This is a genomic window from Shigella sp. FC1567, from assembly GCF_001743015.1.
Lineage (GTDB): Bacteria > Pseudomonadota > Gammaproteobacteria > Enterobacterales > Enterobacteriaceae > Escherichia > Escherichia coli.
Genome location: NZ_MIIV01000535.1, coordinates 1 through 18,466, shown reverse-complemented (window position 1 = coordinate 18,466; position 18,466 = coordinate 1). Strand labels below are relative to the sequence as shown.

The window sequence follows — 18,466 nt, the reverse complement described above, 5'->3', positions numbered from 1 at the left end:
ATCGGGTATACTCGGGCGGCAATCTGGGATTTCCGGGGGGAGACAATTTGCGCGTAAGTCGCTCGTTAACAATCAAGCAGATGGCAATGGTGGCAGCCGTTGTCCTGGTGTTCGTTTTTATTTTTTGCACCGTTTTGCTGTTCCATCTGGTCCAGCAGAATCGCTATAACACGGCTACGCAACTGGAAAGCATTGCTCGCTCTGTACGCGAACCCTTATCTTCAGCTATTTTGAAAGGCGATATTCCCGAAGCGGAAGCTATTCTTGCCAGCATTAAACCGGCAGGCGTGGTCAGCCGTGCCGATGTAGTGCTGCCTAACCAGTTCCAGGCGCTGCGTAAAAGTTTTATTCCAGAGCGCCCGGTGCCGGTAATGGTTACTCGCCTGTTTGAGCTACCGGTTCAAATCTCGCTGGGCGTTTACTCGCTCGAACGTCCGGCAAACCCGCAGCCAATTGCCTATCTGGTACTACAGGCGGATTCCTTCCGTATGTATAAGTTCGTGATGAGCACCCTCTCAACGTTAGTGACCATTTACTTACTTTTGTCGCTTATCCTGACCGTCGCCATCAGCTGGTGCATTAACCGCCTGATTTTGCATCCGTTACGCAATATTGCTCGCGAACTTAACGCCATCCCAGCCCAGGAGCTTGTTGGTCACCAACTGGCATTACCGCGTCTGCATCAGGACGATGAAATCGGTATGTTGGTGCGCAGTTACAACCTCAACCAGCAATTGCTGCAGCGCCATTATGAAGAACAGAACGAAAATGCGATGCGCTTCCCGGTGTCGGATTTGCCGAACAAAGCCTTGCTGATGGAGATGCTGGAGCAGGTTGTCGCGCGTAAACAAACCACCGCGCTGATGATCATCACCTGTGAAACCCTGCGTGATACTGCGGGCGTGCTGAAAGAGGCGCAACGAGAAATTCTGCTGCTGACGCTGGTGGAAAAACTCAAATCGGTACTGTCGCCACGTATGATCCTCGCGCAGATTAGCGGTTATGACTTTGCTGTCATTGCCAACGGTGTACAGGAACCGTGGCACGCAATCACCTTAGGTCAGCAAGTGCTCACTATCATGAGCGAGCGCCTGCCGATTGAACGTATTCAACTCCGTCCGCACTGTAGCATTGGCGTGGCGATGTTCTACGGCGATCTCACCGCCGAACAGCTTTACAGTCGCGCTATTTCTGCGGCATTTACCGCTCGCCATAAAGGCAAGAATCAGATTCAGTTCTTTGATCCGCAGCAGATGGAAGCCGCCCAGAAGCGGTTGACGGAAGAGAGCGATATCCTTAATGCACTGGAAAATCATCAGTTTGCTATTTGGTTACAGCCACAGGTCGAGATGACCAGCGGTAAACTGGTCAGTGCGGAAGTGTTACTGCGTATCCAGCAACCGGATGGCAGTTGGGACCTGCCGGATGGCTTAATCGATCGCATTGAGTGCTGTGGGCTGATGGTTACCGTCGGTCACTGGGTGCTGGAAGAGTCCTGTCGATTGCTTGCAGCCTGGCAAGAGCGCGGCATTATGCTGCCCTTGTCGGTAAACCTCTCTGCGCTGCAACTGATGCACCCAAATATGGTGGCGGATATGCTGGAACTGTTAACCCGCTATCGCATTCAACCGGGAACACTGATTCTGGAAGTGACAGAAAGCCGACGTATTGACGACCCTCATGCTGCGGTGGCAATCCTCCGTCCGCTGCGCAATGCCGGAGTTCGGGTGGCGCTGGATGATTTCGGCATGGGCTACGCAGGGCTGCGTCAGCTGCAGCATATGAAATCGTTGCCAATCGACGTACTGAAAATCGACAAAATGTTTGTTGAAGGCTTGCCGGAAGATAGCAGCATGATTGCTGCAATTATCATGCTGGCGCAGAGCCTGAACTTACAAATGATTGCCGAAGGCGTGGAGACTGAAGCACAACGCGACTGGCTGGCAAAAGCGGGCGTTGGTATTGCCCAGGGCTTCCTTTTTGCTCGCCCACTCCCTATTAAAATCTTCGAAGAGAGTTACCTGGAAGAAAAGTAGCTACCCCAAACTGATTACAAAACTTTAAAAAGTGCTGGTTTGTGCGAGCCAGCTCAAACTTTTTAACCTTTTTGTTTCAATTATGATCCAGGTACATTTCTGTGATGTTGTCTGGGTGTTATTTTAAGGCCGCAGGTACCTCATAACCTTACAAGACCTGTAGTTTTACTAAAGGACACCCTATGAAAACCTCTCTGTTTAAAAGCCTTTACTTTCAGGTCCTGACAGCGATAGCCATTGGTATTCTCCTTGGCCATTTCTATCCTGAAATAGGCGAGCAAATGAAACCGCTTGGCGACGGCTTCGTTAAGCTCATTAAGATGATCATCGCTCCTGTCATCTTTTGTACCGTCGTAACGGGCATTGCGGGCATGGAAAGCATGAAGGCGGTCGGTCGTACCGGCGCAGTCGCACTGCTTTACTTTGAAATTGTCAGTACCATCGCGCTGATTATTGGTCTTATCATCGTTAACGTCGTGCAGCCTGGTGCCGGAATGAACGTCGATCCGGCAACGCTTGATGCGAAAGCGGTAGCGGTTTACGCCGATCAGGCGAAAGACCAGGGCATTGTCGCCTTCATTATGGATGTCATCCCGGCGAGCGTCATTGGCGCATTTGCCAGCGGTAACATTCTGCAGGTGCTGCTGTTTGCCGTACTGTTTGGTTTTGCGCTCCACCGTCTGGGCAGCAAAGGCCAACTGATTTTTAACGTGATCGAAAGTTTCTCGCAGGTCATCTTCGGCATCATCAATATGATCATGCGTCTGGCACCTATTGGTGCGTTCGGGGCAATGGCGTTTACCATCGGTAAATACGGCGTCGGCACACTGGTGCAACTGGGGCAGCTGATTATCTGTTTCTATATTACCTGTATCCTGTTTGTGGTGCTGGTATTGGGTTCAATCGCTAAAGCGACTGGTTTCAGTATCTTCAAATTTATCCGCTACATCCGTGAAGAACTGCTGATTGTACTGGGGACTTCATCTTCCGAGTCGGCGCTGCCGCGTATGCTCGACAAGATGGAGAAACTCGGCTGCCGCAAATCGGTGGTGGGGCTGGTCATCCCGACAGGCTACTCGTTTAACCTTGATGGCACATCGATATACCTGACAATGGCGGCGGTGTTTATCGCCCAGGCCACTAACAGTCAGATGGATATCGTCCACCAAATCACGCTGTTAATCGTGTTGCTGCTTTCTTCTAAAGGGGCGGCAGGGGTAACGGGTAGTGGCTTTATCGTGCTGGCGGCGACGCTCTCTGCGGTGGGCCATTTGCCGGTAGCGGGTCTGGCGCTGATCCTCGGTATCGACCGCTTTATGTCAGAAGCTCGTGCGCTGACTAACCTGGTCGGTAACGGCGTAGCGACCATTGTCGTTGCTAAGTGGGTGAAAGAACTGGACCACAAAAAACTGGACGATGTGCTGAATAATCGTGCGCCGGATGGCAAAACGCACGAATTATCCTCTTAATCTCACCACTTATGCCCGCACTCCCTTCCCCGAGTGCGGGTGTTTGCGCATAATTGACCCCTGTGCCTGAACTTACCACCTGGGTGAGTTCAGGTTTATTTCACTTCTTCCGTGACATTTTCATGTTCTTGCGGTCTAACACGAAGTGTTTTTAACGTCATTTAGACTGACTGACAACGGGCAGTTTTTTATTACCAGGATAGTTGATCAGGGGTTCACATGCAGGGCACAAAAATTCGACTTTTAGCGGGCGGTTTGCTGATGATGGCCACTGCTGGCTATGTGCAGGCAGATGCGCTCCAGCCTGATCCAGCATGGCAACAGGGGACGCTTTCCAACGGTTTACAGTGGCAAGTGCTGACCACCCCCCAGCGTCCCAGCGATCGTGTTGAAATTCGCCTGCTGGTTAATACCGGTTCGCTCGCCGAAAGTACACAACAGAGCGGTTACAGTCACGCCATCCCTCGTATTGCGCTAACGCAAAGCGGTGGCCTTGACGCAGCACAGGCGCGTTCATTGTGGCAGCAGGGGATCGACCCTAAACGCCCGATGCCGCCGGTAATTGTCTCTTATGACACCACGCTGTTTAATCTGAGTTTGCCCAATAACCGTAACGATTTGCTGAAAGAAGCGCTCTCTTATCTGGCAAATGCCACTGGCAAATTGACCATCACACCAGAAACCATCAACCACGCGCTGCAAAGTCAGGACATGGTGGCAACCTGGCCTGCCGATACTAAAGAGGGCTGGTGGCGCTATCGTCTGAAAGGGTCAACCTTGTTAGGTCACGATCCTGCCGATCCGCTGAAACAACCCGTTGAAGCGGAAAAAATTAAAGATTTCTATCAGAAATGGTACACCCCGGATGCAATGACGCTACTGGTGGTGGGAAACGTGGATGCGCGCTCGGTTGTCGACCAAATCAACAAAACGTTTGGCGAACTGAAAGGCAAACGTGAAACGCCAGCTCCGGTGCCGACGCTTTCTCCGCTGCGTGCGGAAGCGGTGAGTATTATGACTGACGCGGTGCGTCAGGACCGGTTATCTATCATGTGGGATACGCCGTGGCAGCCGATTCGTGAATCAGCCGCACTGCTGCGCTACTGGCGTGCGGACCTGGCCCGCGAGGCGCTGTTCTGGCATGTTCAGCAAGCGTTAAGCGCCAGTAACAGCAAAGACATCGGTCTTGGATTTGACTGCCGTGTGCTGTATCTGCGTGCGCAGTGTGCCATCAACATCGAATCACCAAACGACAAGCTGAACAGCAACCTTAATCTGGTGGCGCGTGAACTGGCGAAGGTTCGCGATAAAGGTCTGCCGGAAGAAGAGTTCAATGCGTTAGTGGCGCAAAAGAAACTGGAGCTGCAGAAACTGTTTGCCGCCTATGCGCGGGCTGATACCGATATTCTGATGGGTCAGCGGATGCGTTCGTTGCAAAATCAGGTCGTCGATATCGCGCCGGAGCAGTATCAGAAACTGCGGCAGGATTTCCTTAACAGCCTGACGGTGGAGATGTTAAATCAGGATCTGCGTCAGCAGTTGTCGAATGATATGGCGTTAATACTGCTGCAGCCGAAAGGCGAGCCGGAATTTAACATGAAAGCGTTGCAGGCGGCCTGGGATCAAATCATGGCCCCATCGACTGCTGCTGTCGCCACGGATGACGTACATCCTGAAGTGACGGATATTCCACCTGCACAGTAATGCCTGATGGTGATGAGTTAGCACAACCATCAGGTATTTATGGATGAGCTGGATAGAGGGGTAACACTTTATCCAGCCTTTTGCATATGCTGCGTTTACGCTGGCATCGCCTCACGCGGGATAATCGCGCCGCGATACTGAATAACGGTACTTGCGGTCAGGTGCCCGCGTTTCGCCGCGTTTTCCGCACTGCCGCCCGTCAAACGTACCGCCAGATAACCGGCGCTGAAAGAGTCGCCAGCTGCGGTGGTATCGATCACTTTTTCTTTCGGCAGTTTCACCGCCGGAACATCCACTAACCCTTCGCCAGCAATGGACACCAGGCAAGAATCCGCCCCGCGTTTCACCACCACTTCTTTCACGCCCGCGTTATGGGTGCGCGCAATGACGTCTTCCACCGGCTGTTGACCCCACAGCGCGTCTTCATCGTCCAGCGTCAGGAAGGCGATATCCGTGCATTCCAGCATTTGTTGGTACACCTGCTGTGTCTCTTCTTTGCTGGCCCACAGGCGCGGACGATAGTTATTGTCGAAAATCACTTTTCCGCCGTTGGCGCGGCATTCGCGCAGCAGGGAAAGCAGCTTTTCGCGGCTGGTCGGGCTTAAGATCGCCAGGCTAATCCCGCTCAGGTAGAGATAATCGAAATTCGCCAGCTCTTCGCAAATCGCCGTAGACTGCTCACTCTCCAGCCAGAATTTGGCGGCGGCTTCGTTCCGCCAGTAGTAGAACGTACGCTCGCCGGTGCTGTCGGTTTCAATGTAGTAAAGGCCCGGCAGACGGTTTTCCATCCGTTGGGTCAGGGAAATATCAACGTTCTCGCCGTGCCAGGCGTCCAGCATCTGCTGGCTAAAACTGTCCGTTCCCAGCGCCGTTACGTAATGAACGGTTAATGCCGCAGGATCGACCTGACGGGCGATATAGACGGAAGTGTTCAGGGTATCGCCGCCGAAACCGCGCTTAACGTCCGCGCCTTTCTCGGAAAGCTCAATCATGCATTCGCCAATCACGGCAATCTTTTTGGACATAGTCGTGAACCTGATCTGTAAAAAATTAGCGTTAGTTTGCGCTGTGGTGGTTTGCTGGTCAACAATATTAAAACAGTGTTCCATTATTTTTTTGAGCCAGAACGTATTCCTGAAAGATTCCGTTGTGGAGTGAGGAAATTTACCCCGGCCAGGCGGTAAAGTTCTGCCCTTACGCGCCGATAATCTTTGTCGAGTCCGGGTAGCATCACTTTTAAACACAGGACATCTTTGATGATAAGGCAGGTTATCCAGCGAATAAGCAACCCTGAAGCAAGCATCGAGAGCTTGCAGGAACGGCGTTTTTGGTTGCAGTGTGAGCGTGCTTACACCTGGCAGCCGATCTATCAAACATGCGGGCGGTTAATGGCCGTGGAGCTATTAACGGTGGTCACGCATCCCTTGAACCCTTCGCAACGCCTGCCGCCGGATCGCTATTTTACTGAAATCACCGTCAGCCATCGGATGGAGGTTGTGAAAGAGCAGATTGATTTGCTGGCGCAAAAAGCCGACTTCTTTATAGAGCACGGCCTGCTGGCATCGGTCAATATTGATGGCCCTACGCTCATCGCCCTGCGTCAGCAACCAAAAATCCTGCGCCAAATTGAGCGTCTTCCCTGGCTGCGTTTCGAACTGGTGGAGCATATCCGTCTGCCGAAAGATTCAACCTTTGCCTCGATGTGTGAATTTGGCCCGCTGTGGCTGGGTGATTTTGGTACCGGGATGGCAAATTTCTCTGCACTAAGTGAAGTGCGTTATGACTACATCAAAATCGCGCGAGAACTGTTTGTGATGCTGCGTCAGTCGCCGGAAGGACGCACACTCTTTTCTCAGCTTTTACATCTAATGAATCGCTATTGTCGCGGGGTGATTGTTGAGGGCGTAGAAACGCCGGAAGAGTGGCGTGATGTACAGAACTCGCCCGCATTCGCCGCACAAGGCTGGTTTCTTTCACGCCCGGCACCGATAGAAACGCTGAATACGGCGGTTCTGGCGCTATAAGCTGCCTCATTTTCCGCCTGGCTGGACTATCTTTAGGACTGGCACAGGAAGAATATGAGGAAGCGAACGATGAGCAAGGCAGGCAAAATAACTGCTGCGATTTCAGGGGCTTTCTTGTTGTTGATTGTCGTGGCGATCATTTTGATTGCAACTTTTGACTGGAATCGACTCAAACCGACCATCAACCAGAAAGTCTCTGCGGAGTTGAATCGTCCGTTCGCTATCCGTGGCGATCTGGGCGTGGTGTGGGAGCGGCAAAAACAAGAAACTGGCTGGCGCAGCTGGGTGCCGTGGCCTCATGTACATGCAGAAGACATCATTCTTGGCAATCCACCGGATATTCCCGAAGTCACGATGGTGCATTTGCCGCGAGTAGAGGCAACGCTGGCACCGCTGGCGCTGCTGACCAAAACGGTCTGGCTGCCGTGGATCAAGCTCGAAAAGCCCGACGCGCGCCTGATTCGCCTCTCCGAAAAGAACAATAACTGGACGTTTAATCTCGCCAACGATGATAACAAAGACGCGAATGCAAAGCCGTCGGCATGGTCGTTTCGGCTGGATAATATTCTTTTCGATCAAGGGCGGATCGCCATTGATGACAAAGTAAGCAAAGCGGATCTGGAAATTTTTGTTGATCCGTTAGGCAAGCCGCTGCCGTTCAGCGAAGTTACTGGATCGAAAGGTAAAGCGGATAAAGAAAAGGTGGGCGATTACGTTTTTGGCCTGAAGGCGCAGGGACGTTATAACGGTGAACCGCTCACGGGTACGGGAAAAATAGGCGGTATGCTGGCGCTGCGTGGCGAAGGGACGCCGTTTCCGGTACAGGCTGATTTCCGTTCAGGTAATACCCGTGTTGCTTTTGATGGCGTCGTGAATGACCCAATGAAGATGGGCGGTGTCGATTTACGGCTTAAATTTTCTGGCGATTCACTGGGTGATCTCTATGAACTGACGGGCGTTCTGCTGCCCGATACCCCGCCGTTTGAAACGGATGGTCGGCTGGTAGCGAAAATCGACACTGAAAAATCGTCGGTCTTTGATTATCGCGGTTTTAATGGGCGAATTGGCGATAGCGATATCCACGGTTCTCTGGTCTACACCACCGGAAAGCCGCGACCAAAACTGGAAGGTGATGTCGAGTCGCGGCAATTGCGGCTGGCGGACCTGGGACCGTTGATTGGCGTTGATTCGGGGAAAGGGGCAGAAAAGTCGAAACGGTCTGAACAGAAGAAGGGCGAAAAAAGCGTTCAGCCTGCGGGCAAAGTGCTGCCTTATGACCGCTTCGAAACCGATAAATGGGACGTTATGGATGCCGATGTTCGCTTCAAAGGCCGACGTATCGAGCATGGCAGTAGCCTGCCGATTAGCGATCTTTCTACTCATATCATCCTCAAAAATGCTGACCTGCGCCTGCAACCGCTGAAATTTGGCATGGCGGGCGGCAGCATTGCGGCGAATATCCATCTGGAAGGCGATAAAAAGCCGATGCAGGGGCGGGCAGATATTCAGGCTCGTCGACTGAAACTGAAAGAACTGATGCCCGATGTGGAACTGATGCAGAAGACGCTGGGGGAAATGAACGGTGACGCGGAACTACGCGGTAGCGGTAACTCGGTGGCGGCGCTTTTAGGCAACAGTAACGGCAACCTGAAACTGTTGATGAATGACGGGCTGGTGAGCCGCAACCTGATGGAGATTGTTGGGCTGAATGTCGGCAACTACATTGTCGGTGCGATATTTGGTGACGATGAGGTGCGGGTGAACTGCGCGGCGGCGAATCTGAATATTGCCAACGGCGTAGCGCGCCCGCAGATTTTTGCTTTCGATACTGAGAACGCGTTGATTAATGTTACCGGCACGGCAAGTTTTGCTTCGGAACAGCTGGATTTGACTATTGATCCGGAGAGTAAAGGGATTCGGATTATCACACTGCGTTCGCCGCTGTATGTGCGTGGGACGTTTAAAAATCCGCAGGCTGGGGTGAAAGCCGGACCGCTGATTGCCCGTGGTGCCGTTGCGGCGGCACTGGCAACGCTGGTAACACCGGCGGCGGCGTTATTGGCACTGATCTCACCTTCCGAAGGGGAGGCTAATCAGTGTCGGACGATATTGTCGCAGATGAAGAAGTGATGAGGTTGGATTGTGTTTGCTGGTGAGTTCGGGAGCAGCGTGTTCCCCTCACCCTAATCCTCTCCCCAAAGGGGCGAGGAGACTGTTTTGTGCGTGTTGAAACAACGAGTACCGCTTTTCCGTTCACTTTCTGGGGGAGGGCTGTTATGTTCGCGATATAACATCTCGCTCCGCTTTTCTCCCTCTCCCTTTCAGGGAGAGGGCTGGGGTGAGGGTGGCTGCCCACACGATACTTACAACGACTGATGTTGCGTCTCATGGGTCAGCAGCAGGGCGATTAACGTCAAGCCAGCCATCGCCGCCAGATATAACCCCACCGCACCTAACCCGTAGTTAGTCTGCAACCAGGCTGCGATATACGGCGCAACGGAAGCCCCGAGAATCGACGATACGTTGTAAGAGAACGATGCTCCGGTGTAACGCACTTCTGTCGGGAACAGCTCTGGTAACAGCGCGCCCATCGGACCGAAGGTCAGCCCCATCAGACTTAACCCCAGCAGCAGGAAGGCAAAAACCAGAATCGGGTTGCCAGAACCGAGCAAAGGGTTAAAGGCGAATAGCGCGAACAGGATGAGCAGCGTGGTGATGATTACCATGCTTTTACGGCGACCAAAGGCATCAGCCAGTAATCCAGCGACTGGCACCATCACGCCAAAACCAATAACTGCCATCATCAACATCCACAACACTTCGTTACGCGGCAGGCCAAGCCCAACTGGCGCGGCGGCGGTACTAAAGGTCATGGAGTAGACCGTCATGATGTAAAACAGCGTATAGGTTGCCAGCATAATGAACGTACCCAGTACGGTTACGCGAACATGTTTGGTCAGCAGCGTACCCAGCGGGATCTTCACCTGTTTTTTCGCTTTAGCGACTTTCTCAAACACCGGCGACTCATGCAGCGACACGCGAACATACAGGCCGATAATGACCAGCACCGCCGAGAAGATAAATGGCACACGCCAGCCCCAGCTCATAAACTGCTCGTCGGTCAGTAGCCAGGAAAGCAGCAAGAAAGTGCCGTTGGCAAAGAAGAAGCCAATCGGTGCGCCCAGCTGCGGGAAGGAGCCGTACAATGCACGTTTGCGCGGTGGGGCGTTTTCAGTCGCCAGCAGCGCCGCGCCGCCCCATTCACCACCTAAGCCCAGACCCTGACCAAATCGAGCCAGCGCCAGCAGCAGCGGGGCGAAAATACCAATCGTGGCATAGCCTGGCAGCAGACCAATCACCACGGTCGAAATCCCCATCGTTAGCAACGAGGCGACCAGCGTCGCTTTACGCCCAACGCGATCGCCAAAATGACCAAAAACGGCAGAGCCAATGGGGCGCGCGACGAAGGCGATGGCGAAGGTGGCGAGCGACTGTAGCGTTGCTGCCGTAGGATCGCCCTGCGGGAAGAAGATATGCGGAAACACAATAACGGCCGCAGTGGCGTAAATGTAAAAGTCGAAGAACTCAATGGCTGTGCCAATGAGAGAGGCGACAAGGACTTTATTACGCGAGTTGATCGGCGTGTATTCTTGCTCGTGGTCGAGTGTTGTGGCTGTTGCTTGCATAATCTTTTCTTATTTTTTGGCTAACGAATAGCCATATTACGCACAGCAAAAGCGATATTTCAATGTGTAACAAATCGCGGAAATGGTCAAAAACCAGGCAAAAAGGGGATAATGTTTAGGCCAGTGATTTTTCTTCTATGAAATGCTTCACATAATTTTATAAATAGTGGATAAAACTGGTTTCAGGTTAAATAAAAGTTACCAACTGGATTTATATGCTGGGGTTATGAGTTAGAATGAAATTGTTTGCTCCCAAATAGATGGCTGAAGAGGCTCTGGGGACGAGTTTCAAGAGGTTATGTGCGCATTATAGCCGGATGCGATGCTGGCGCATCTTATCCGGCCTACGGGGAGCCAGGCCGAATAAAATCGTATGCCGGATAAGGCGTTTACGCCGCATCCGGCCTATTTTAAGGCTGCGTTTTCCCTGGCATTCGCGGGTCGTCTTTATATTCGGCGGTGGCAATCCACGCCGCGCAAAACAGCGTCAAACGGGCGAAGAAGTAGAAAAATGCCATCAGCCCCAGCACGGAACCAAATGCTGCGCCAGAGGGGGATTTCATCAGCGATGGCAGGGTGTAGGTCATCACGATTTTAATCACTTCAAAACCAATAGCAGCCAGAAATGTTCCGCGAATCAGGGCTTTTTTGCGCGGACGGTGGCGCGGCAACCGCCAGAAGATCCAGAAGAAAAGCAGATAGTTGGCGAAGATGGAAATCGCCAGGCCAATCAATCGCCACGTCGGTTTCAGCCACTCAATGCTGTTCAGGTGCAGGGCGCTAATAATCATTTGCTGCGCCGAACCGGCAACCGAGGTGATCGAAAGCGTCACAATCAGCGCAATCAACAAACCAATCAGTGAAATAAAATCACGCAGATATTTTACCCAGAACTTCTCCTGATCTTGCGGCGAGCGTTCCCAGACATCACGCGACTGGGCACGAATCGCTTCACGCAGGTTACCCATCCAGTTGATGCCGGAATAAAGTGCCACCGCCAGGCCGACAAGCCCTACAGTCGTACGCTGCTGAACGGCGGTGTTGATGGTGTTTTTCAACGTGGCGGCTAGTGTCGGATCGCTGATGTTTTGCAGAATTTTGTCGAAGATATCCTGTAGCAACATCGGATGGGAGGCCAGCACAAAGCCCCCTGCGGCAAACGACACCATCAAAATCGGGATCATCGACAAAAATGAGAAATAGGTGATAGCCGCACCAAACTGGTTACCCAGCCGATCGTTAAAGCGTTCTGTCGCGCGAATCAGGTGCGCAATAACCGGTTGGCGTTGGACTTTTTCGGCAGTGGTGGTGACGGTTTCCAGCGCCTGGCTAACTTTGCCGCCTTTCTCGCTATTATCCAACTGCTTAATCGGCTCGTGCTCCAGATCCTGGGTGGGACGTTTGATCTCGTTTTCCTGCGTCATCCGCTCTTTTGTCCTTCTGTCGTGGTCATTCTTAAAAAGTATAGTCGGTCAGTCCAGGTGCTCTTTCATTACGCCAGCCAGCCACTGCATAAACAGGTTTACACGCCGGGAAAGCTCCCGACGCTGCGGGTAAACCAGCGAAAGGGAGAGCGGCTCGGCACGGTAGCCAGGTAATACTTCAATAAGCCGCCCGGCACGCAGGGCTTCGCGCACGGCAATGCGCGGGATCTGAATAATCCCCAGACCGGCAAGACCGGCGGCGAGATAGTTTTCGCTACTATTTACCGTCAACATGCCGCCAGACTTAAACCACTGGACGCCATTAACGCTGGCAACCTCAAAACCTAACGGATGTACACCCAGGTGCGGTGTATAACGCACTATTGCGTGTGAAGTCAGATCATCGGGGCTTTGCGGATAACCAAAGCGCGTCAGATAGTGCGGACTGGCACAGTTGACCATGGTCAGTTTGCCGAGGGGACGGGCGATAACGCCATCTTCCGGTAACGCGCCAGTGCGTATCACGCAATCAAAACCATCATGAAGAATATCTACCGGACGGTCATGGCTACTCAGTTCCAGCTCAATTCCCGGATGCAGATAGAGAAATTCCGACAGGCGCGGCAGTAACAGGTTTTTCGCGATTCCTGGCGGGATGTCGATGCGTAATTTACCGCTGATACTGGTGGCATCCTGTTGAAACAGACCGTCCAGTTCGTTGAGATTACTCAACACATCTTTTGCCCGTTGATAATAGGTCATGCCTTCTGGCGTGAGTTTGACCCGTCGCGTGGTGCGCTGGAGAAGCTGGGTGCCAAGTTGATGTTCCAGTGCCTGTATCTGGCGCGAAACACTTCCCTTTGGCAAAGCAAAGAAATCCGCTGCGCGGGAAAAACTTTCCAGCTCCGCGACTTTGATGAACAACTGCATTGCGTGAATTTTATCCATTTCTTTGACCGATTGTTGTTCACAGCGAAACAGTAACGCGCATATCGCATTGTTTATTGTTTTTTCTAACATCTAATGCCGGGTTTCACAATGTTGTCATGACGAATGTGGCGATTTCTCAGCAGGAAAAGGGCGGAATAGCTTTATGAGAAAGGTGAATCCCCTTAAACAGAGCGTATTTTTCAGTGATTCCCTTTAAAGTGAATAGAGGACGTATTGGCTATTTGTGCTTATTTTTGTCTCATTGCCATTTGTTATTTTGGCTTGTAGTCGCGGAATTTCATTTTTAATTGCATGCGTACTAACCACCAATATAAGGAAATCCTCAAAATTGTTTTAAATAGTGCCCTCGACATGTAATTTCAGGCGTTTAGCTGTAACTATTTATATCGGTAACTATTTTCTACGCGTCATCTCTGTAGAATGGCCACCGCCAAATGGCGAATTCTTATTTTTTCTCGCGGGTAATACCCTTCCACTACTTAAGTCTTTTTAACATATTCAGGTGGAGATTCAGTTATGCAAATAGTCATGTTTGACAGGCAGTCAATATTTATTCATGGAATGAAAATCAGTTTACAGCAGCGTATTCCAGGGGTGAGTATTCAGGGGGCCAGTCAGGCAGACGAGTTATGGCAAAAGCTGGAAAGTTACCCTGAAGCCTTAGTTATGCTCGATGGCGATCAGGATGGTGAGTTTTGCTACTGGTTGCTGCAAAAAACCGTGGTGCAGTTTCCTGAGGTTAAGGTGTTAATCACGGCGACGGATTGCAATAAACGGTGGTTACAGGAAGTTATCCATTTTAATGTGCTGGCCATTGTGCCTCGTGATTCAACCGTCGAGACATTTGCGTTGGCGGTAAATAGTGCGGCGATGGGGATGATGTTTCTGCCTGGAGACTGGCGGACGACGCCGGAAAAGGACATTAAAGATCTCAAATCGTTAAGCGCCCGCCAGCGGGAGATTTTAACCATGTTAGCGGCGGGCGAGTCAAATAAGGAGATCGGCAGAGCGCTGAATATCAGTACCGGAACGGTAAAAGCGCATCTGGAATCCCTGTATCGCCGTCTGGAAGTGAAAAATCGCACCCAGGCGGCAATGATGTTAAATATCTCCTCCTGAAGAGGATAATTTTACAGCCAGCAGGAAGTTAGCGGCTGGCTGTAAAAATATTATGGTTCGCCGTACAAACCAATTAAACGGCGTACCACACCGTTAGTCCAGCCAAACCCATCCTGCAACGGATACTCGCCACCGCCGCCTTCGCGTGGAACACCATCGGCAATATGGTATTTTTCGATCAGTTTGTGCTGTTCCAGATAGAACTGATTCACCGTCTTCAGCCAGCTTCGCGCGATTTCATCACCCAGAAGGTCATCGCCGTACATTTTAAATCCCTGAATCGCCATCCATTGTAACGGTGCCCAGCCGTTGGGTTTATCCCACTGTTCACCGGTTTCGTACTCGCTTGCCAGAATCCCGCCAGGTGTCAGTAACCGACTGCGCACGGCATTTGCCAGACGATCGGCCTGTTCATGGTTCGCCATACCGACATAGAGTGGCACAATGGCGGCAGCGGAAAACAGCGCCAGTTGTTCGCGTCGCCAGTCGTAATCGCGGTAGATGCCGTTTTCATCATCCCAGAGGTAACGCTTTACCGCATCGCGACGGGCACTGGCCTTCTGGCGGAACAGTGCTTCTGTCTCTTTCTCGCCTTTCAGCGCCGAGATGTTGGCGATGGCGCTCTCCAGTTTAAACAGGAAGGCATTCAGATCGATGGGGATGAACTGGGTGGTACGAATACTCGCCAGACGACCAGTATCACGCAGCCAACGGGAAGAGTAATCCCAACCGGAGGCCGCCCCCGCTCGTAAATCGCGGTACACCTCGTTGGGCGGGCGACCAGAATGTTTCGCGGTTTCAACGTCCTCAAGCCAGGATTCGTCACGCGGCGTGTCGCGATCGTCCCAGTAACGGTTGAGCAGCGATCCGTCCGGCATCCGCACAACATGGCGATAGGCCTGATTAGGGATCAACGATTCTGCACCGTCCATCCAGAAGGCATATTCCATTTTCAGGTGGTCGAGATAGCGGCGCGCACCGCGTACACCATCTTCTTCAAACAACTCCACCATCAGCGCAAAAACCGGTGGTTGCGAGCGGCTCAAATAATAGGTGCGGTTGCCGTTGGGGATGTGACCGTAGTTTTCGATCATCCAGGCGAAGTTATCGGCCATGCATTTCAGCAAATCTTCCCGACCACTTTCCGCCAGCCCCAGCATGGTGAAATAGGAATCCCAATAGTAGGTTTCGCTAAAACGGCCGCCCGGGACAATATATGACTGCGGTAGCGCCAGCAGAGAAGACCACGGAATGTGATCCTGTGGTTCGCGGGTTAGCACCGGCCACAGCTGGTCGATATGCTCTTTCAGGGAATTTTGCGGGTCCGATACATACTCGCTGGAGTAGACCTCCGGCAGCCAGAAGTGATTTTCAACAAACTTGCGCAAGTCAAAATCACGATGACGGCGCACTTTACGGTAGCGGATTAAAATATCCAGCGGGTCCATTTTGGGTGCGCAGTCGGGAAAGGTTTTACTGTCGGGGAAAATTTTCGCCGACTGAACATGCTCGAACAGTTCGAGATAGCGATCGGCAGGCGTCAGCGCATCAGAGGCGGGCAGCCCTTCAATCATCTCGGGTTCCGGTTCTGCCTCGATCATCTCATCCAGTTTTAATTCATACGGGTCCAGTTCATAGCAGAGATCGACTTCGATCATCAGTTCGTCTGGATTAGGGTTTTGAATTTTCTGATTGAGCATAAGGATCCAACCTCCGAAATTCGTCGCTAATTATCGGCTTTTCTTTAAGGGTAGTCATTCGCTCCGCCTGGTGGGCGACAAAGCGTGCGGTGGATCACGTTTATTAACTTGTCAAAAAATATAACGCACTAATATCAATGGAATTTATAAAAATACGGATTTGGTGTTGTTTTTCATTTTCAGAACATTCAATCCTGCTCTCGCCGCAATCATGATATGCCATTCCTGATCTGGGTAATAGGCACAGGCTATCTTATTGATAGTTTATATTCATGTAATTGATTGATTCCTATCAAAAAGCGTATCTCCCTGTTTTTTATGATGGCTTTGTCTCGCAGAGACGTTTGCAGCATTCTGGAAAATTTTCTGGGTCACAATAACTCACCACCGTGAGGGAAGAATAATGAAAATGGTCTCACGTATTACCGCGATCGGCCTGGCTGGCGTCGCGATTTGCTATTTAGGGTTATCTGGTTATGTGTGGTACCACGATAATAAACGCAGTAAACAGGCCGATGTTCAGGCATCTGCTGTCAGTGAAAATAATAAGGTTTTAGGCTTTCTCCGCGAAAAAGGATGCGACTATTGCCACACGCCTTCGGCAGAATTACCCGCCTATTATTATATTCCTGGCGCGAAACAGTTGATGGATTACGACATTAAGCTTGGATATAAATCTTTTAACCTCGAGGCCGTGCGTGCGGCACTGCTGGCTGATAAACCCGTTTCGCAAAGCGATCTGAATAAGATTGAATGGGTGATGCAGTATGAAACTATGCCACCAACGCGTTATACCGCGCTACACTGGGCGGGTAAGGTGAGTGATGAAGAGCGGGCGGAAATACTGGCCTGGATTGCAAAACAGCGCGCGGAATATTACGCCAGCAATGATACTGCTCCGGAGCATCGCAATGAACCGGTGCAGCCCATCCCGCAAAAACTGCCTACCGATGCGCAAAAAGTGGCGTTGGGCTTTGCGCTGTATCACGATCCCCGTTTATCGGCTGATAGCACCATTTCATGCGCTCATTGCCATGCGTTGAATGCGGGGGGCGTCGATGGCAGAAAAACATCGATTGGTGTTGGTGGCGCAGTTGGGCCGATTAACGCGCCGACGGTATTTAACTCAGTATTTAACGTTGAGCAGTTCTGGGATGGTCGTGCGGCAACATTGCAGGATCAGGCAGGTGGACCGCCGTTGAACCCGATTGAAATGGCGTCGAAATCCTGGGACGAAATTATTGCTAAGCTGGAAAAAGATCCGCAGCTTAAAGCGCAGTTCCTCGAAGTTTATCCGCAAGGTTTCAGTGGCGAAAATATTACTGATGCCATTGCTGAATTTGAGAAAACATTAATTACGCCGGATTCCCCATTTGATAAATGGTTGCGTGGAGATGAAAATGCGCTGACGGCGCAACAGAAAAAAGGCTATCAATTATTTAAAGATAATAAATGTGCAACTTGTCATGGTGGTATTATTCTCGGCGGACGTTCCTTTGAACCGTTGGGGCTGAAAAAAGACTTTAACTTTGGGGAAATTACGGCGGCGGATATTGGTCGTATGAATGTGACTAAAGAAGAGCGTGATAAATTGCGCCAGAAAGTACCCGGTTTACGTAACGTTGCTTTAACGGCACCGTACTTCCATCGCGGTGACGTGCCGACGCTGGACGGGGCGGTGAAACTGATGCTGCGCTATCAGGTAGGCAAAGAGCTGCCGCAGGAGGATGTGGATGATATCGTAGCTTTCCTGCACAGTCTGAACGGGGTGTACACGCCGTATATGCAGGATAAACAATAACTAATTTGATCGCCCGAACAGGAATGTTTGGGCGATTTTTATTACGATAATAAAGTCTGTTTTTAATATTATCATGTTAAATGTTTATATTATAAAAAGTCGTTTTTCTGCTTAGGATTTTGTTATTTAAATTAAGCCTGTAATGCCTTGCTTCCATTGCGGATAAATCCTACTTTTTTATTGCCTTCAAATAAATTTAAGGAGTTCGAAATGGACCAGAAGCTGTTAACGGATTTCCGCTCAGAACTACTCGATTCACGTTTTGGCGCAAAGGCCATTTCTACTATCGCGGAGTCAAAACGATTTCCGCTGCACGAAATGCGCGATGATGTCGCATTTCAGATTATCAATGATGAATTATATCTTGATGGCAACGCTCGTCAGAACCTGGCCACTTTCTGCCAGACCTGGGACGACGAAAACGTCCATAAATTGATGGATTTGTCGATCAATAAAAACTGGATCGACAAAGAAGAATATCCGCAATCCGCAGCCATCGACCTGCGTTGCGTAAATATGGTTGCCGATCTGTGGCATGCGCCTGCGCCGAAA

At 51.2% G+C, this 18,466-nt stretch carries 13 protein-coding genes; 8 read left to right on the top strand and 5 right to left on the bottom strand.

Annotated elements, in window-relative coordinates:
• Positions 1 to 47: 47 nt before the first annotated feature.
• From hmsP to BHE85_RS25145, 3 genes are all read left to right on the top strand, one after another.
• Entirely contained in the window at positions 48 to 2,036 is a 1,989-nt protein-coding gene (gene hmsP / locus BHE85_RS25155; RefSeq protein ID WP_073692040.1) for a biofilm formation regulator HmsP, read from the top strand.
• Positions 2,037 to 2,218: 182 nt separating this feature from the next.
• On the top strand, positions 2,219 to 3,505 hold the full coding sequence (gene dctA / locus BHE85_RS25150; protein WP_000858214.1) for a C4-dicarboxylate transporter DctC: 1,287 nt from the start codon (positions 2,219 to 2,221) through the stop codon (positions 3,503 to 3,505).
• A gap of 219 nt (positions 3,506 to 3,724) precedes the next feature.
• Complete coding sequence (locus tag BHE85_RS25145; protein ID WP_001163138.1) at positions 3,725 to 5,209, top strand: M16 family metallopeptidase; 1,485 nt, start codon at positions 3,725 to 3,727, stop codon at positions 5,207 to 5,209.
• Positions 5,210 to 5,304: 95 nt separating this feature from the next.
• Here the strand turns inward: BHE85_RS25145 and kdgK are convergent, their stop codons facing one another.
• Positions 5,305 to 6,234 (bottom strand): 2-dehydro-3-deoxygluconokinase, encoded by a 930-nt coding sequence (gene kdgK / locus BHE85_RS25140; RefSeq protein ID WP_004987285.1) that lies wholly within the window; start codon positions 6,232 to 6,234, stop codon positions 5,305 to 5,307.
• Positions 6,235 to 6,465: 231 nt separating this feature from the next.
• Here kdgK and pdeH point away from each other — a divergent pair, with 231 nt between their 5' ends.
• Positions 6,466 to 7,233: a cyclic-guanylate-specific phosphodiesterase gene (pdeH, locus tag BHE85_RS25135; protein WP_012421508.1), complete on the top strand. Its 768-nt coding sequence runs from the start codon at positions 6,466 to 6,468 to the stop codon at positions 7,231 to 7,233.
• A 69-nt stretch (positions 7,234 to 7,302) separates the two neighbouring features.
• Positions 7,303 to 9,363 (top strand): AsmA family protein, encoded by a 2,061-nt coding sequence (locus BHE85_RS25130; RefSeq protein ID WP_001296794.1) that lies wholly within the window; start codon positions 7,303 to 7,305, stop codon positions 9,361 to 9,363.
• Between the two features lie 233 nt (positions 9,364 to 9,596).
• On the opposite strand, the gene BHE85_RS25125 is transcribed toward BHE85_RS25130, so the two are convergent.
• From BHE85_RS25125 to BHE85_RS25115, 3 genes are all read right to left on the bottom strand, one after another.
• The gene (locus BHE85_RS25125; RefSeq protein WP_001149012.1) at positions 9,597 to 10,919 is read right to left on the bottom strand and encodes an MFS transporter; all 1,323 of its coding nucleotides are present in this window, start codon (positions 10,917 to 10,919) and stop codon (positions 9,597 to 9,599) included.
• A gap of 410 nt (positions 10,920 to 11,329) precedes the next feature.
• Positions 11,330 to 12,343: an inner membrane protein YhjD gene (gene yhjD / locus BHE85_RS25120; RefSeq protein ID WP_000191257.1), complete on the bottom strand. Its 1,014-nt coding sequence runs from the start codon at positions 12,341 to 12,343 to the stop codon at positions 11,330 to 11,332.
• A 48-nt stretch (positions 12,344 to 12,391) separates the two neighbouring features.
• Entirely contained in the window at positions 12,392 to 13,291 is a 900-nt protein-coding gene (locus BHE85_RS25115; RefSeq protein ID WP_004983658.1) for a LysR family transcriptional regulator, read from the bottom strand.
• A 519-nt stretch (positions 13,292 to 13,810) separates the two neighbouring features.
• On the opposite strand from BHE85_RS25115, the gene BHE85_RS25110 reads away from it, so the two are divergent.
• The gene (locus tag BHE85_RS25110; protein WP_001167676.1) at positions 13,811 to 14,413 is read left to right on the top strand and encodes a helix-turn-helix transcriptional regulator; all 603 of its coding nucleotides are present in this window, start codon (positions 13,811 to 13,813) and stop codon (positions 14,411 to 14,413) included.
• Positions 14,414 to 14,463: 50 nt separating this feature from the next.
• Here the strand turns inward: BHE85_RS25110 and BHE85_RS25105 are convergent, their stop codons facing one another.
• Positions 14,464 to 16,113: an alpha,alpha-trehalase gene (locus tag BHE85_RS25105; RefSeq protein ID WP_000934213.1), complete on the bottom strand. Its 1,650-nt coding sequence runs from the start codon at positions 16,111 to 16,113 to the stop codon at positions 14,464 to 14,466.
• 403 nt (positions 16,114 to 16,516) lie between these two features.
• Here BHE85_RS25105 and ccp point away from each other — a divergent pair, with 403 nt between their 5' ends.
• Together ccp and BHE85_RS25095 are read left to right on the top strand one after the other, a co-directional pair.
• Entirely contained in the window at positions 16,517 to 17,914 is a 1,398-nt protein-coding gene (ccp, locus tag BHE85_RS25100) for a cytochrome c peroxidase (RefSeq protein WP_000784821.1), read from the top strand.
• Between the two features lie 210 nt (positions 17,915 to 18,124).
• Positions 18,125 to 18,466, top strand: a 342-nt coding sequence (locus BHE85_RS25095; protein WP_001485061.1) for a pyridoxal-dependent decarboxylase, incomplete at its 3' end; no start/stop codon positions are given.